At 62.3% G+C, this 17234-nt stretch carries 11 protein-coding genes; 3 read left to right on the top strand and 8 right to left on the bottom strand.

What is annotated here, in order from left to right; all coding sequences use genetic code 11:
• Nucleotides 1-298: 298 nt before the first annotated feature.
• The 6 genes from rpsU to FMF02_RS08900 form a co-directional block, all read right to left on the bottom strand.
• Nucleotides 299-490, bottom strand: coding sequence for a 30S ribosomal protein S21 (gene rpsU, locus FMF02_RS08925; RefSeq protein WP_019130109.1), 192 nt, complete (start codon nt 488-490; stop codon nt 299-301).
• Between the two features lie 88 nt (nt 491-578).
• A complete protein-coding gene (locus FMF02_RS08920) occupies nt 579-1631 on the bottom strand; it encodes a helix-hairpin-helix domain-containing protein (protein WP_141412894.1) in 1053 nt (350 codons plus the stop codon).
• Nucleotides 1631-3475 carry a menaquinone biosynthesis decarboxylase gene (locus tag FMF02_RS08915; RefSeq protein WP_141412893.1) on the bottom strand — a complete coding sequence of 615 codons (1845 nt, stop codon included), beginning with the start codon at nt 3473-3475 and terminating at the stop codon, nt 1631-1633. Before FMF02_RS08915 ends, FMF02_RS08920 begins: the two co-directional genes overlap by 1 nt.
• Nucleotides 3476-3989: 514 nt before the next feature.
• On the bottom strand, nt 3990-6122 hold the full coding sequence (gene scpA / locus FMF02_RS08910; protein WP_019130113.1) for a methylmalonyl-CoA mutase: 2133 nt from the start codon (nt 6120-6122) through the stop codon (nt 3990-3992).
• A gap of 12 nt (nt 6123-6134) precedes the next feature.
• The gene (locus FMF02_RS08905; protein ID WP_141412892.1) at nt 6135-7976 is read right to left on the bottom strand and encodes a methylmalonyl-CoA mutase family protein; all 1842 of its coding nucleotides are present in this window, start codon (nt 7974-7976) and stop codon (nt 6135-6137) included.
• Nucleotides 7977-8133: 157 nt separating this feature from the next.
• The gene (locus FMF02_RS08900; protein ID WP_141412891.1) at nt 8134-8439 is read right to left on the bottom strand and encodes a hypothetical protein; all 306 of its coding nucleotides are present in this window, start codon (nt 8437-8439) and stop codon (nt 8134-8136) included.
• A gap of 310 nt (nt 8440-8749) precedes the next feature.
• On the opposite strand from FMF02_RS08900, the gene FMF02_RS08895 reads away from it, so the two are divergent.
• The 3 genes from FMF02_RS08895 (at nt 8750) to FMF02_RS08885 (ending at nt 12985) form a co-directional block, all read left to right on the top strand.
• Nucleotides 8750-10927, top strand: a complete 2178-nt coding sequence (locus tag FMF02_RS08895; RefSeq protein ID WP_179952757.1) for a glutamine synthetase III family protein — start codon at nt 8750-8752, stop codon at nt 10925-10927.
• A 415-nt stretch (nt 10928-11342) separates the two neighbouring features.
• The gene (locus FMF02_RS08890; RefSeq protein ID WP_141412890.1) at nt 11343-12185 is read left to right on the top strand and encodes an ATPase; all 843 of its coding nucleotides are present in this window, start codon (nt 11343-11345) and stop codon (nt 12183-12185) included.
• Nucleotides 12167-12985: an N-acetylmuramic acid 6-phosphate etherase gene (locus FMF02_RS08885; RefSeq protein WP_141412889.1), complete on the top strand. Its 819-nt coding sequence runs from the start codon at nt 12167-12169 to the stop codon at nt 12983-12985. The genes FMF02_RS08890 and FMF02_RS08885 overlap by 19 nt, the downstream gene beginning before the upstream one ends.
• Nucleotides 12986-13163: 178 nt before the next feature.
• Here the strand turns inward: FMF02_RS08885 and FMF02_RS08880 are convergent, their stop codons facing one another.
• Nucleotides 13164-13544, bottom strand: a complete 381-nt coding sequence (locus FMF02_RS08880; RefSeq protein WP_026074836.1) for a TraR/DksA family transcriptional regulator — start codon at nt 13542-13544, stop codon at nt 13164-13166.
• Nucleotides 13545-13691: 147 nt separating this feature from the next.
• Entirely contained in the window at nt 13692-17078 is a 3387-nt protein-coding gene (gene ileS, locus FMF02_RS08875; protein WP_141412888.1) for an isoleucine--tRNA ligase, read from the bottom strand.
• Nucleotides 17079-17234: the final 156 nt, after the last annotated feature.

The following is a 17234-nucleotide window of genomic DNA, read 5'->3' as shown; positions in this document are numbered from 1 at the left end:
TATACTAAATTATCGAATAATTCTCCCATTCCGTCAAAAAAAAGGTTTGCGGGCAAGCGAAAACGGAAACATGCGCCTCCGCGCCGCGACGTTCATTCCTATCCGCAAAAATACCCCGTCGTGTTTCGCATCCCTATTTCGCGACGCCGGCCGGAAAGCCGCCGCACGGGACGGCAGGCCGAATCTCGCAGCGTTCCGGCCGACGACGGGCGGCCGGAACAGTGGGGTGAAAACGCAAAAAAGCAGGCGATTTCCGATGGAAATCGCCTGCACTGCCTCGAAACGGCCTGTCGGGCCGCTATTCGTCGTCGCGGTTCATGTGCGCCACGTAGATCGCATGCTGCATCGCCTCGCGCTTGGCGATCGACGGCTTGGTGAAATACTGGCGGCGGCGCAACTCTTTCAGAACGCCCGTGCGCTCGTATTTGCGTTTGAACTTTTTGAGGGCCTTCTCGATGTTTTCGCCCTCCTTTACCGGCATGATAATCATAACTATTTGCGAATTTTTAATGTTTTACGAATCGATTTTGCAAGTCGCGGAATTCATTCGGCTTCCGCCGGCCTTCGAAAGGTGTGTGTCACTCGTCGTTCTGCGTCGTCCGTACCCCGAAGCGAAGATAAGGATGCAGTCTGTCTGCCTCCTCGCGTGTCAGTATGCCGTCTTCGATCATCTCTTCCAGGGTACTCCAACCTCCTTTCAATTGTCTTCGTTTCAAAATCTTCCGAAGCGTCCGCGGGGCGATGTAGGGATGCTCCGCCAGCGCTTTCGGAGTTGCAAAGTTAATATCTATTTTTGAAATTCTGCAACTATCGACCGAAATTTGTTTCAGTATCCGCTCGTAATTGCTCTCGGTGACGCCCCGCACTTCGGCCAGTTGCTCCGCACGGCAGAAACCGCCCAGCCGCCGCCGGTAGTCGAGAATCGCCCCGACGGTCTTCGCACCGATACCGCTGACCGAACGCAGCGCCGCCGAGTCGGCCGTATTCAGCTCCACCGGATCGTGCAGCGGACGCCGCCGTTCGGGGAAGAGGGCGTACTCGGCCAAACGTCGGCCCGCCGAATCGCCGATAATCGGATAGTCGCACAACTCCTCCTCGTCGCGGAAACCGCCGATGAGGGTGTTGTAGTCGGCGATCGCCTCGGCCTGCCGCTTCGTGAAACCGATCGCGCGCAGGAATTTCGCCGTCATCGTGTCGATGCGGAAGGGCACGAGCGGCACGACGACCCGCTGGCGGCGCACGAAGGGCTTGCGCAAACGTTGCGCACTGTCGCGGCGGGGCCGGAAACGATACTCCGTCCCGATGCGGATATAGGGTTCCAGACGGTCGTACATCGAATCGCTCACCTGATAGCAGGCGGCGAAATCCTCCGGTATGCGGAAGATCTTTCCCGCGGCCCGATAGCGCAGCACGCCCGCCGCATCCTGCTTGGTGAAGCCCAACCGCCGCAACGCACGGTAATCGACCGTATTGGGATCGAACTCGAACAGCTCCGGCGGCGCCTCCTTTGCAGCGTCCGGCGGCGCCCCGCTCCGCGGCGTCTTCGGTTCGAGCAGCAGGAACGCCGCCACGGCCAGCACCAGCAACGGCAGCAGCAGCACGAGCGTCCGGCGATCTTCACGCGACCACATCACCAGGCGGCTTTATCCGACAACAGCAACCGGCGGTAACGCTCCGACGGCGACGCCATCGTCTCGCCCAGACCGTACTCCGCCCAGCGTGCATCCACCCGCTCCACCGTCGCAGACGAGGCGACGGCCACGTTCGGGAACCGCGCGGGATGCCCCTCCACGCCGGGGCGCTTGCTGCGCGCATCGACCACCACGACCTCCCCGACCACCGTCACGTCGCGCCGCGGATCGCTGTCGGCCGCAGCCAGCCACAGCAGTTCGGCACCCGTCAGCCCCTCGGCCTCGCGGTCGAACAGCACGGCGCACTTCACGCCCCGCACCGGATTCCGCCCGAAGAACGCCGCCGCATCGACGCGCTCCGTCCTCCGGTCGACGAAGAGCGCCAGCGTACGCCACCGCTCCGCGAAGCCGGTCGCCGCGGCCGCCACCCCGCCGCACGGCTCGAAGCGTTCGGGCAGCTGCAACGGCTGTTCCTCGCGTGCGGCGGCCTGCGTCAGGTCGAGGGCCAGCTTGCCGCCGAACCCCGAGGTCGCCGTCGCATGGTCGAGCACGTCGAGCACCCCTTCGGCCGCAATGAGGTCGCGCGCCGGATCGAGCCTGCGCACCAGCGCCGCCAGCGCCTCGACACGGCGAATTTCGGTCGCGGCATCGGCGACGACGAGGTATTTGTTGAACATCATCTGCCCCGCGCCCCACAGCGACTGCGCCACCTTGTGCGCCTGCCCCTCGTAGCGCCGCTCGATCGCGACGACGGCCAGATTGTGCGCCGTACCGGCCGTCGGCATCCACAGGTCGCGCACCTCGGGCTGCACGGCCAGACGGATCGGCGCCAGAAAGATTCGCTCGGTCGCTTCGGCGATGTAGGCGTCCTCCTCGGGCGGCACCCCAACCACCGTCGCGGGATAAACGGCATCGCGCCGGTGGGTGATCGCCGTCACGTGGAAGCGGGGGTAGCGGTCTTCGAGCGAGTAGAAACCCGTATGGTCGCCGAACGGCCCCTCGACCGTCTTCTCCTCGGCGGGATCGACATAGCCTTCGATCACGAAATCGCAGTCGGCCGGCACCTCGATCCCGCAGGTCAGACAGCGCACCAGCTCCACGGGACGCCGGCGCAGGAATCCCGCCAGCAGGTATTCGTCCATGTTGTCGGGCATCGGCGCCGTCGCGGCATACGCATAGACGGGATCGCCGCCCAGCGCGACGGCCACGGGCATCCGCCGCCCCTGCCGCCGGTAGCCGTCGTAGTGGCGTGCGCCGGTCTTGTGCACGTGCCAGTGCATACCGGTCGTGCGGTCGTCGAAAACCTGCATCCGGTACATCCCCACGTTGCGCACCCCCGTATCGGGGTCGAGCGTATGCACCATCGGCAGCGTAACGAAGCGCCCGCCGTCCTCCGGCCAGCATTTGAGCACCGGCAGCAGCGACAGTCGTGCCGCCTCGCCCCGCAGCACCACCTCCTGGCAGGGGCCGCGTCCGCGTCGGCTGCGCGGCATCCAGCGCGCCATTTCGCCCAGCAGCGGCAGCATCCGCAGCTTCTCCCACAGGGTCGCTTTGGGTGTCGTCACTTCGTGCAGCAGCGTGTCGATGCGCCGCGTCAGCCCGTCGAGCGACTCCACGCCCAGCGCCAGCGCCACACGGCGTTCGGAGCCCATGAGGTTGGTCACCACCGGAAAGTCCGTCCCCGTGCGTTCGAAGAGGATCGCCTTTCCGCCGCCGGGCTGCTTGGCCATGCGGTCGGTCAGTTCGGCGATCTCCTCCACGGGCGACACCTCGGCCGCGACACGCACCAGCTCGCCTTCGCGTTCGAGCCGTTCGATAAATTCGCGCAGATTGTTGTAGGACATGGTTTTATCTTTAACTTGTCGGTTTCGAGTCTTCGTGCACCCCGTCGCGCCGGAGCGCAGTCAAAGATACGAAAAGTCGAGTGCAGAAGCAAGCGTCAGCTCGATTATGCCGAGACGGAACGTAAGAATAACCTGCGGCGCGGGCCGAAGCCTCCGCCCGCGGAGGCCCGCCGATGACGTTCTCCGCAGGCTTCGCCCCGCAACGTACCGAATAAATAATACCGTTGAATCTCACTTCCCTGCTTTCGGATCGGACCCGAAGCAGCAAAAGATCGGGCACGGCGAAAACGGCGGGATCCTCCGGTCATCGACGCTGAGCGGCTACGAAAGCGTGCGCCGTTGCGGCGCAAAACACCCTCCGCCGGCCGCGGACGAAAAACAACGGTACGAAAGACCAAACGCTCGCCCGCATGAATGCTCCGATAACGCGACCGGAGGGCTTCCGTCATGGAAACCCTCCGGTCGTTCATGCGATCGGATCGCGGACGAAGCCGCAACCGGAAGAATCGGCCTGCTATTCGCCCATCAGGATTTCGAGAATCTTGATGGCGGCCGTAGCGATCGGCGTACCGGGGCCGAAGATGGCCGCCGCACCGTCGCGGTAGAGTTCGTCGTAGTCCTGCGCCGGAATAACGCCGCCGACGATCACCACGATGTCCTCGCGGCCCAGCTTCTTCAACTCGGCGATGATCTGCGGCACGAGTGTCAGGTGACCCGCCGCGAGCGACGAAACGCCCACCACGTGCACGTCGTTCTCGACGGCCTGCTTCGCGGCCTCGGCCGGCGTCTGGAACAGCGGGCCCATGTCGACGTCGAAGCCGATGTCGGCGTATCCCGTCGCCACGACCTTCGCGCCGCGGTCGTGACCGTCCTGACCGAGCTTCGCAATCATGATGCGCGGCTGACGGCCCTCTTTCTTGGCGAACCGGGCGCACAGCTCCTTCGCCTTCTCGAATTGCGTATCGTTTTTCACTTCCGAACTGTAAACACCTGAAATCGAACGAATAACTGCCTTGTATCGACCTACGACGACCTCGCAGGCATCCGATATCTCGCCCAGCGTGGCACGCACCTTCGCGGCCTCGACGGCCAGTTCCAGCAGATTGCCCTGCTTGGTCTTGACGCACTCGGTGATGGCCGCCAGCGCCTTTTGTACGGCAGCCTCGTCGCGCGAAGCGCGCAGCTCCTTCAAACGCTTGATCTGGCTTTCGCGCACGGCGGTATTGTCCACCGCGAGGATGTCGATCGGCGCCTCCTTGTCCAGGCGGTACTCGTTGACGCCGATGATCTTCTCGACGCCCGAGTCGATGCGCGCCTGCTTGCGGGCCGACGCCTCCTCGATGCGCATCTTCGGAATACCGGTCTCGATCGCCTTGGCCATACCGCCCAGCTTCTCGACCTCCTGAATGTGCTCCCATGCCTTCTGTGCGATCTCCTCGGTGAGGCTCTCCACATAGTAGGAACCGGCCCACGGATCGACCTGACGGCAGATGTTGGTCTCCTCCTGAATATAGATCTGGGTGTTACGGGCGATACGCGCCGAGAAGTCGGTCGGCAGGGCGATCGCCTCGTCCAGCGCGTTGGTATGCAGCGACTGGGTGTGACCCAATGCGGCACCCATCGCCTCGATGGCCGTGCGGGCCACGTTGTTGAAGGGATCCTGCTCCGTGAGCGACCAGCCCGAGGTCTGCGAGTGGGTACGCAGCGCCAGCGACTTGGGATTCTTCGGATCGAACTGCTTGACGATCTTGGCCCACAGCATACGTGCCGCACGCATCTTGGCGATCTCCATGAAGTGATTCATGCCGATGGCCCAGAAGAACGACAGGCGCGGTGCGAAGGCGTCGACCGACATGCCGGCATTGACACCCGCGCGCAGGTACTCCAAACCGTCGGCCAGCGTGTACGCCAGCTCGATGTCGGCCGTGGCGCCCGCCTCCTGCATGTGGTAACCCGAAATCGAGATCGAGTTGAACTTGGGCATGTTCTTCGAGGTGTACTCGAAGATGTCGGCGATGATGCGCATCGAGAACTCGGGCGGATAAATATAGGTGTTGCGCACCATGAACTCCTTGAGGATGTCGTTCTGGATCGTACCGGCCATCTGGTCGAGCGTACAGCCCTGTTCCAGACCCGCCACGATGTAGAAGGCCAGAATCGGCAGCACGGCGCCGTTCATGGTCATCGACACTGACATCTTGTCGAGCGGAATACCGTTGAAGAGCACCTTCATGTCCTCCACCGAACAGATCGACACGCCGGCCTTGCCCACGTCGCCCACCACGCGCGGGTGGTCGGCGTCGTAGCCGCGGTGCGTCGCCAGGTCGAAGGCCACCGAAAGGCCCTTCTGGCCCGATGCGAGGTTACGGCGGTAGAAGGCATTGGACTCCTCGGCCGTCGAGAAACCGGCGTACTGACGGATCGTCCACGGACGCATCACGTACATCGTCGAATAGGGACCGCGCAGGAAGGGTGCCACGCCCGCGGCGTAGTTGAGGTGTTCCATCCCTTCGAGATCGGCGGCCGAGTAGCACCCCTTGACGGGAATCTGCTCGGCGGTCAGCCACGGCTCTTTCTCGCCGCCGGCCTGAGCGCAGCACTTCGGCGCGGCGCCCGTGTATGATAATTCAGAAAATTTTGCTCTCATGACTTTCGCGTTTTAGATTCCCATCTGCGTAAGGTAGTTGTGCAGCGTGTCGAGCACGTTGCTCTTCACGTGGATGAAGTTGCCGATGCCCTGCGCCTCCAACTCGGCCATGCAGGCCGGAGCGCCGGCGATGACCAGAATGGCCTTGTCGCCCAGCATCTCCTTGACGCGGGGAGCCAGCTCGGCGTAGCAGTCGTCCGACGAGCAGAGCACTACGATCTCGGCCTTCGATTCGAGCGCGGCCTTTACGCCCTCTTCCAGATCCTTGAAGAAGGTGTTGTCCTGCACACGGATACCCGCGCAGGCGAAGAAGTTGCACGAGAACTGGGCGCGGGCGCGGGCCATGGCCAGATGACCGGCGGTGAGCATGAACGCCTTGGGCGTCTTGCCGCTGCGATCTACATGCAGACGCATCGCCTCGAAGGCCATCGCGCCGCGGTAGGGATTGAGCACGCCCGCCTTCTTCCGGCGCGTCACGGCGGCTTCGGTCACGGCGTCGGAAGCGACCTCCGTGAAGTTGGGATACTGGTTGGCACCCAGCAGCGTGATGCGGCGCTGCGCCACGCTCTTGTCCTTGGCAGCGGCCGATGCGTCGACGCGCTCGACGACGTAACCGCTCTCGAACGCTGCGACGTAGCCGCCCTTCTCCTCCAATTCGAGGAAGAGCTTCCACGCCTCGGCTGCGATCGACTGCGTGAGGTTCTCGATGTAGTACGAACCGCCGGCGGGATCGACCACCTGATCGAAATGCGATTCGTGTTTGAGCAGCAGCTCGACGTTGCGGGCGATGCGCTTCGAGAACTCGTCAGGCTCGGCGAACGACGCGTTGAACGGCGTCACCTCGAGCGAATGCACGCCGGCGATAGCCGCCGACATCGCCTCGGTCGTGCCGCGCAGCATATTGATATAGGGGTCGTAGACCGTCTGGTTCCACGTCGAGGTCACGGCGTGAGCGAAGAGCTTGCACGAGCAGCCCTTTTCGGGGTTGTACCCTTTGACGATGTTGGCCCACAACATGCGGGCGGCGCGGAACTTGGCCATCTCCATGAAGTAGTTGGAGGTGACGCCCATCGAGAAACGGATCTTGCGGGCCGCCTCGTCGACGGTCAACCCCTCGTCCATCAGCCGCACGAGGTATTCGTGGCCGGCCGAAAGGGTGAAGGCCAGCTCCTCGACGATGGTCGAACCGGCGTTCGAAAAGTTCTCACCCGACACCGTCACCACGCGCACACCCTTCATCGCGGCCGTACGGCGCACCAGACCGGCCAGCATCTTGAAGCACTTCTCCCCGCCGGGCGAGCAGAACGCGCCGGTGAGCGACAGACGGTTGATGATCGGATCGAGCACGAAGTGCACGGAAGCGGTCTCCTGCCAGCCCTCCTTTTCGATCTTCGCCAATACGGGTTCCACGACGTCCGCGACGCCTTCGCCCGAAAAGACCACTTCGACGGCAGGCAGGTGGATGTCGCGCAGCAGCGTCTCGACCTCGGCGGCCGACAACCCCTTCGTGAGCGAGAAGCCCAGCGAATCGACGCCCGAGTCGAGCAGTTTGAGCGCCTCGGCGTTGGCCGCTTCGGGGCACTTGACCGTCAGGCTCTGGTGCACGCGCCACACATTGTCGCACCGCGTACCGCGCACATAGGGAAATTCGCCCGGTTCGGAGGCGAGGAATTTGAGACCTTCAAGGTTTTCGGCGCGATAGTACGGCCGGACGTTGAACCCTTCGGGTGTCCGCCACACCAGTTTGCGCTCGTAATCGGCCCCTTTGAGGTCTACCGCAATCACCTCTTCCCACTTCTCGGTCGGAACCGGCGGGAATTCGGCGAACAGCTTTTCACGCTTGGTATTTGCCATAATTATTTTGAGATTAGGTTCGTCTTCAACAATCGTTCCCCGCTCCGCACACCCTTTCGGCCGCGACACGGAGGCGGAAACGCTCGTGCAAATTTCACTTTATCGTAAAAAAAGCATGTAAAAGTATAAAAAAAAAGCGAAAGAGGCAAGACTTGTGTTAGTTTTTTAACACCGCGCCCCGCAAGCGTCCGGAAAGCCCCGCTCCATCCCCTGCCGCATACGGGAGACGGCCGTCCGCCGCGGATACGGCCGGCCGCGTGCGGCGGACGGTTTTCGGGGCCGCACGCACCGCCGGCCGGAACAGCTCTTCGGACAGCGGAGCAGCGAATACACCATTCAGATCAATATTATCCTGTTTATCCCTGAATTTTGCAAAAAATCGATTTTCACGAAAAATCGGATTTCGCCAAAAAACGAGTGCATTTTTCCGGAAAACCCGCGAAATTTCAGTCTTCATCGCCAAAAAACAGCGTTGTTTTTCGGAAAATGTTCTGTTTTTTCACTTTTTCCGAAAAAATATCGATTTCCGAGTATCAACCTCACGGAAAAGAATTACCTTTGCTCCCGAAGAACAAAATACATTGTGCAGGGGCAGTAAATCCGAATCTCTCCGGTGTTGTTTTTTTAGGTTTTAGGTGTTGTTTTGGTTAACAGCGGAGCGGCGGTTTTTTGAGTTGGTTCCTTCCCGTCGGGGCATTCTGCCGAAGACGGGGCCCCTGCCAATGTTTTTCTTGCGATTTCGGCGCAGATCCTTCATTTAATATCAAACTCATATGGCATCGTTGAGATTCAGGATGGTCGAAGAGGCGCTCAGCCACGTAGCGGTTCCCGCACAGGCTCCCGCCGGACGTTCGACCGATTATTTCGGGGAGTTGGTCTTCGGGCGCAACGTCATGCGGCGGTATCTCGACCGCGAGACCTACGAAGCGCTGATCCAGACCATGGAACACGGCACGCCCCTCACGCGCGAAGTGGCCGACGGCATCGCCGCAGGCATGAAGCAGTGGGCGGTGGAGCACGGCGCCGACCACTACACCCACTGGTTCCAGCCGCTCACGGGGGGAACCGCCGAGAAACACGACTCCTTCGCCGAACCCGACGGACGGGGCGGCGTGCTCGAAGAGTTCTCCGGCAAGCTGCTCGTCCAGCAGGAACCCGATGCCTCGTCGTTCCCCAACGGCGGAATCCGCAACACGTTCGAAGCGCGCGGCTACTCCGCCTGGGACCCCGCGTCGCCCGCCTTCATCGTCGGCTCGACGCTCTGCATCCCGACCGTGTTCATCGCCTATACGGGCGAGGCGCTCGACTACAAGACCCCGCTGCTGCGCTCGCTGGCAGCCGTCGACAGGGCCGCGACGGAAGTATGCCGCTACTTCGACCGCAACGTCACGAAGGTTTTCAGCTACCTGGGCTGGGAGCAGGAGTATTTCCTCGTGGACGAAGCGCTGTGGGCCGCACGCCCCGACCTGGTGCTGACGGGTCGCACGCTCATGGGCCACGAATCGGCCAAGAACCAGCAGCTCGAAGACCACTATTTCGGCGCGATTCCCGAACGCGTGATCGAATTCATGCGCGACCTGGAATACGAATCGCTCCGGTTGGGCATTCCCGTCAAAACCCGCCACAACGAAGTGGCGCCCAACCAATTCGAGCTGGCGCCCATTTACGAGGAAGCCAACCTGGCCAACGACCACAACCAGCTGCTGATGACGATCATGAACAAGATCGCCCGCCGCCACAACTTCCGCATCCTGCTCCACGAGAAGCCCTTCAAGGGGGTCAACGGTTCGGGCAAACACAACAACTGGTCGCTGGGCACTGACACGGGCGTCAACCTGCTCGGGCCGGGCAAGACGCCTTCGGAGAACCTCCAATTCATCACCTTTCTGGTCAACGTCATGGCGGCCGTCTACCGGCACAACGGCCTGCTCAAAGCCTCGATCATGAGCGCCACCAACGCCCACCGGCTGGGAGCCAACGAAGCGCCGCCCGCCATCATCTCGACCTTTCTGGGCGCACAGATTTCGGCCGTGCTCGAAAAACTGGAAGCGAGCCGCAGCGATGCGGCCATCACCTTCTCGGCGAAGAACATGTTCAAGATGAGCGGCATCTCGCACATCCCCACGCTGATGCTCGACAACACCGACCGCAACCGCACCTCGCCCTTCGCCTTCACGGGCAACCGCTTCGAGTTCCGGGCCGTGGGGTCGTCGGACAACTGCGCCGACGCGATGCTGACGCTCAACACGGCGGTCGCCGAGCAGCTCACCCGCTTCAAGGAGGCCGTCGACCGACACATCGAGAGCGGCATGAAAAAGGAGAAGGCGATCTACGAGGAGCTCAAAAAGCTCATTCGCGAGTGCAAGCCGATCCACTTCGACGGCAACGGCTATTCCGACGAGTGGAAAGCCGAAGCGGCCCGCCGGGGGCTCGACTGCGAAACCTCGACGCCGCTGATCTTCGACCGCTACCTGACCGCCGATTCGATCCGCATGTTCGAGAGCACGGGCGTGCTGAACAAGGTGGAGATCGAGGCCCGCACCGAGGTGAAATGGGAGACCTACACCAAAAAGATCCAGATCGAAGGGCGCGTGCTGGGCGACCTGACGATGAACCACATCGTCCCGATCGCCTCGCGCTACGAGGCGATGCTGCTGGACAAGGTATACAAAATGGCGCAGATCGGCGGGCTGGACGCCTCGGCCGACATCGATCTGCTCAAAAAGATACAGGGACACACGGCCGCTATCCAGACGCTCACGATCGAGATGATCGAAGCGCGCAAGAAGGCCAACCGCATCGAAAACGCACGCGCGAAGGCGATCGCCTACCACGACACGGTGGAGGTCTACTTCGAGGAGATCCGCCGCCACATCGACAAGCTCGAAGAGATCATCGACGACCAGATGTGGACGCTGCCCAAATATCGGGAACTTCTGTTCATCAAATAGGTTCCGTAATTTTCAGTCAGGTTGTGAGGACGCCGCGGAAGCATTTCCGCGGCGTTTTTTTTTGCAACCGACGCCCCCGGAACAGCCGCGACACAACGAACCGCTGCCGATGCCGGCCTCCGATTCCGTACGCCGTACATTTCGGAACCACCCCGGCCCCGCTGCGCGAGGTCGACCTCTCGTTTTCCCGCACCCTCCGCATCCGTCAAAATGTCCGCCGTGCCACCGAAGCCGAAGAAGACCGATGCAGCATGCCCGTGCGAAGAGACCGACGGGGAGTTTTCGGGCAGACCGATCCGATTATTCGGGATTTTTTCCTACATTTGTTCGAATATTTCCGGCCAGTGCGGGCGGAGCCGCCCGAGAACCGCGCCCCGCATAGAAAACGAAACCCCGTAAACTCCCGACCGAAACGATGATCGTAATCGCAGACAGCGGATCGACCAAATGCAACTGGCAGCTCGTCGACGACAGCGGCAGCGTACGCCGCGTACAGAGCCGTGGCATCAACGCCGTGCTCCAACGCCCCGACGAAGTGGAGGCGCTGCTCCGCGAGACCTTCGCGGAACCGGTGCAGGCCGACGCGCTCCATTTCTACGGCGCCGGCTGCGGCGAACGCTACCCCGAACAGAGCGCCCGCCTGCGGGAGGCGCTGGCGCGTTATTTCCCCGCGGCGCGCATCGCCGTCGAATCCGACCTCATGGGGGCGGCCCGCGCGCTGCTGGGCGGCCGTGCGGGCATCGCCTGCATCCTCGGCACGGGATCGAACTCCTGCTACTACGACGGCGTGCGCATCGTGCGCAACACGCCGCCGCTGGGCTGGGTTCTGGGCGACGAAGGAAGCGGGACGTACATCGGCCGGCAACTCGTCGGGAACCTGCTGAAAGGGCTTTGCGACGAATCGCTGCGCCGGCTCTTTTTCGAGGAGGAGCGGCTCGACTACGACGAGATCATCCGCCGTGTCTACCGCGAAGGGATGGCCAACCGTTTCCTGGCCTCGTTCACGCGCTTCGTGGCGCGGCACATCGACCGCCCCGAACTCGACGAACTGGTCTGCGAGGCGTTCCGCGCATTCGTGCGGCGCAACCTCGCGCACTACCCCGCCGACGCCGAAGTGTCGGCATTGGGCGGCGTCGCCTGTCATTTCGAACGGCAGCTGCGGCACGTGCTCGCAACCGAAGGGATGCGCGCGGGGCGGATCGTCGAGACCCCCGACGAAGGATTATTGAACTATCATATATGGAACAGATCAGAGTAACGGAACAGGCTTCGGCCTACGACGATTTGCAGCGGATGTCGGTGCACGACCTGCTGACGGGCATCAACCGCGAAGACCGCCGTGTGGCCGATGCCGTGGCCGCGACCATTCCCACGATGGAACGACTCGTCGAGCGGATCGTCGAGCGGATGCAGCGCGGCGGACGAATGTTCTACATCGGTGCGGGCACGTCGGGCCGTTTGGCCGTGACCGACGCCTCGGAGCTGCCTCCGACCTACGGGGTGCCTTTCGACACGGTCATCGGGCTGATCGCCGGCGGCGACGGCGCCCTGCGCAAGGCCGTGGAACACGCCGAGGACGATACCGAAGGGGCTTGGCGCGACATGCAGCCGTGGCGGCCCGACAGCGGCGACATCCTGATCGGCGTCGCGGCATCGGGAACTACCCCCTACGTGGTCGGCGGACTGCGCACGGCACGGGCGCACGGGCTGCTCACCGGAGCGATCACCTGCAATCCCCGGTCGCCCGTCGCCGCCGAAGCGGAATATGCCTTGGAGGCAGTCGTGGGGCCGGAGTTCGTCACGGGTTCGACGCGGATGAAGGCCGGTACGGCGCAAAAACTGATGCTCAACATGATCTCCACGGCCGTGATGATCCGGCTGGGGCGCGTCGAAGGGAACAAGATGGTCAACATGCAGCTGACGAACAACAAACTCGTCGACCGCGGCACGCGCATGATCGTGCAGGAGACGGGGATCGCCGAGGCCGAAGCCCGCGCCCTGCTGCTCGCCTGCGGTTCGGTCAAGGCCGCACTCGACAAGATCCAACGAGGCGAATAGCCGGCCTGCATCCGACGAATTACCCCTCCGTGCAACGGGCGTTGCACGGAGGGGTAATTTCATTTTATCCTTATTCACAAAAGACCGTTCCAACCGCTCGCCGCGGCAGCCGGAATACCACGGCCCGGACGAAAGCGATCCGCCGCTGCGGGGCGAAGCCTCTGCCTGCGGAGGGACGTCAGCGCCGTCCCTCCTTGGCCTCGATGCACTCGGTGGCGTGGGGCACCTTCATCAGGCGCTCCTTGGGAATGAGCTTGCCCGTGGTCTTGCAGATGCCGTAGGTCTTGTTCTCGATACGCACGAGCGCCATTTCGAGGTTGCGGATGAATTTCATCTGGTGGGCGGCCAACCGTCCGCTCTCCTCCTTGGAGAGCGTCGTGGCACCCTCTTCGAGCACCTTGAACGTCGGAGAGGTATCCTCCGTATCGTTGTCGCCCGTGTGGGTGATCGTCGCGCGCAGCAATTCGTAGTCGGCGCGCGCCGTTTCAAGCTTTTTCAGAATCAGCTCCTTGAACTCGGCCAATTCCGCATCGCTATATCGGGTTTTCTCCTCTGCCATAATCTTGTCCGGTTTATTAACGTGTAACGTAAAAATAACATTTATTTCGGTAACTGCAAAATATTTTCGCAAAAATCCGTCTCCGATAACGGACGACCGCCGGCATCCCTCGGGAGCCGACGGTCGTCAATCGCTGCATGACTGCATTCAGAGCTTCGTCACGGCAATTTTCAACGGCTCCTCGTCGATCTCCGAGTCCACGACGAACTCCCCTTCGGGAAGGGCCGCCGTGCGGACGTCGCGCGCCAGAGTCTGCTGGCCGATATAGTCGGCATAGGCGGCGACGGCCCCGACGACCGCCTCCTTCGCCTCGATCTCGACCCGAATGCGGTCGGTCACCTCGAAACCGGAGTCCTTGCGGATATTCTGGATGCGGTTAATCAACTCACGTGCCACACCTTCGCGCCGCAGGTCGTCCGTGACGGTGATGTCGAGCGCCACGGTGAGCTTGCCCTCGGAGGTCACCAGCCAGCCCGGCATATCCTCCGACGTGATCTCGAAATCGGCCGCTGTCACCGTGATCCGTTCGCCGCCCAGGTCGAGCGTCGTCTCCGGCGCCGACTCGACGGCTGCGATCTGCTCCTGCGTGAAGGCGGCCGTGAGCGCCGCGATCTGCTTCATGTATTTGCCGTACTTCGGACCGAGGGTCTTGAAGTTGGGCTTGATGCGCTTGGTAATCAGACCGGCCGTCTCGGCGACCAGTTCGATCCGCTTGACGTTGACCTCGTTCATGATGAGCGGCCGCACGGCCTCGATATGGCGTCCCATCGCCGGATCGAGCACCGGAATGAGAATCTTCCCGAGCGGCTGGCGTACCTTGATGTTCACCTTGCGGCGCAGGGCCAGCACCATCGACGAGACGCGCTGCGCGAGCGACATCGTCTCTTCCAGCTCCTTGTCCGCAAGCGACGGATCGGCCGCGGGGAACTGCGCCAGATGCACCGAACCTTCGTGGCGGCCGCTCACGGCGTTCAGGTCGCGGAAGATGCGCTCCGAGATGAAGGGCGCGAAGGGTGCGCTGAGCGATGCGACGGTTTCCAGGCAGGTGTAGAGCGTCTGGTAGGCCGCCAGCTTGTCCTCGGTCATCCCGCCGCCCCAGAAACGTTTGCGGTTCAGACGCACGTACCAGTTGGAGAGGTTTTCACACACGAACTCCTGGATCATGCGGGCCGCAGGGGTCGGATCGTAGCCTTCGAGCGACGCCGTGACGTCGGCCACCAGCGTATTGAGCAACGAAACGATCCAGCGGTCGATCTCCGGCCGGCGGGCGACGGGCACCTCCGCCTCGCGCCCCGTGAAGCCGTCGACATTGGCGTAGAGGGCAAAGAACGAGTAGGTGTTGTAGAGCGTGCCGAAAAACTTGCGGCGCACCTCGTCCACCCCGTCGCGGTCGAATTTGAGGTTGTCCCACGGCTGCGAGTTGGTAATCATGTACCAGCGCGTAGCATCGGCGCCGTAGCTGTCGAGCACTTCGAACGGATCGACGGCGTTGCCCAGCCGCTTCGACATCTTGTTGCCGTTCTTGTCGAGTACCAGCCCGTTGGAAATGATATTCTTGAAGGCTACCGAATCGAACAGCATCGCGGCGATCGCGTGCAGCGTGAAGAACCAGCCGCGCGTCTGGTCGACGCCCTCGGCGATGAAGTCGGCGGGAAAGACCTCGCCGAAATCCTCCCGATGCTCGAACGGATAGTGCTGCTGCGCATAGGGCATGGCGCCCGAATCGAACCACACGTCGATCAGGTCGCTCTCGCGGCGCATCGGCTCGCCCTTGGACGAGACGAGCACGATCTGGTCCACATAGGGACGGTGCAGGTCGATCTTGGCATAGTTCTCCTTCGACATGTCGCCCACACGGAACTCCTTGTAGGGATTCTCCTTCATCACGCCGGCCGCGACCGCGCGCTCGATCTCGGCCGTCAGCTCCTCCATCGAACCGATGCATTTCAGCTCGGAGTAATCCTCGGTGGCCCACACCGGCAGCGGCGTGCCCCAGAAACGCGAACGCGACAGATTCCAGTCCACCAGCCCTTCGAGCCACTTGCCGAAGCGGCCCGTACCGGTCGATTCGGGCATCCAGCGGATCGTGCGGTTGAGTTCGATCATCCGCTCGCGCAGCGCCGTGGTCCGGATGAACCACGAGTCGAGCGGATAGTAGAGCACCGGTTTGTCCGTGCGCCAGCAATGCGGATAGGAGTGGACGTGCTTCTCGATCTTGAAAGCCATGCCCGCCCCTTTGAGCGCCACGGCGATGTCCACGTCGAGCGTCGGCGCGTCGGGCGCGAGCGTATCGTCGTAGGCGTTCTTCACGTAACGGCCCGCATACTCGCCGTATTTCCCGGCGTCGACATACCGCTCCACGAAGGCCGGATCGAGCTCCTCGATGCGGAAGAACTTGCCCGTGCGGTCGACCATAGGCTGCTCCTTGCCCGCGCGGTCGATCACGAACAGGGGCGCGATGCCCGCCTGCTTGGCCACGCGGTTGTCGTCGGCACCGAACGTCGGGGCGATATGCACGATACCCGTACCGTCGGTCGTGGTCACGTAGTCGCCCACGATCACGCGGAAGGCATCGCCCATCGGCCGCACCCACGGGAGCAGCTGCTCGTAGCGGACGCCCTCGAACTCGGGTCCCTTGTAAACACGATCCTCGACCTCGAACGTTCCCTCCATCTTCTTGGTGAAGTAGGACGGCACCAGCTCGCGCGCCAGAATGACGGTCTGCGCCTCGTCGGTATAGGGGTTGCGGCACTTGACGCGCACATAGTCGATCGCGGGGCCTACGGCCAGCGCCGTATTCGACGGCAGCGTCCACGGCGTCGTCGTCCAGGCCAGGAAGTAGAGCTCGCCCTCGACGCCCTCGAAAAAGCGTTCGCTGCGTTCGTCGCGCACCACGCGGAACTGCGCCGTGCAGGTCGTATCCTTCACGTCGCGGTAGCAGCCCGGCTGGTTCAGCTCGTGGGTCGAGAGACCCGTACCCGCCGCCGGCGAGTAGGGCTGGATGGTGTAGCCCTTGTAGAGCAGCCCCTTGTCGAAGAGCTGTTTGAGCAGCCACCACAGCGTCTCGATATACTTGTTGTCGTAGGTGATGTAGGGATCGTCCATGTTGACCCAGTAGCCCATGCGGCGCGTCAGGTTCTCCCACACTCCCGTGAACTCCATGACCGCCTCGCGGCAGGTGCGGTTGTACTCCTCGATCGAAATCTTCGTCCCGATATCCTCCTTCGTGATGCCGAGCTTCTTCTCCACGCCCAGCTCGACGGGCAGGCCGTGGGTGTCCCATCCCGCCTTGCGGTGCACCAGATAGCCCTGCTGCGTCTTGTAGCGGCAGATGATGTCCTTGATCGTGCGCGCCATGACGTGATGGATGCCCGGCAGTCCGTTGGCCGAGGGCGGCCCCTCGTAAAAGACGAATGCCGGATGCCCCTCGCGCGTCGAAATGCTCTTGTGGAAGGTGTCTTCCGCATCCCACTGTGCCAGCACGTCGGCCGCCAGCTGCGGCAGATCGAGTCCTTTGTACTCCTTGAACTTCATATATCGAAAGATTTTACGAATCAACGGTTCAGTCGGCAAATTTAGGAAAATTATTCCGATTTCAACCGTTCCGCCGATCGAAAAACACCGCAAAGAACGGCGAAGCGGCTGAAAAGAAGACCCGAATGGCGGGAATCCGAATTTTATTTCTATCTT

The organism is Alistipes communis, from assembly GCF_006542665.1.
Taxonomy (GTDB): Bacteria; Bacteroidota; Bacteroidia; order Bacteroidales; family Rikenellaceae; genus Alistipes; species Alistipes communis.
Note: the sequence above shows the minus strand (reverse complement) of the source record. Positions and strands in the feature narration are given on the sequence as shown.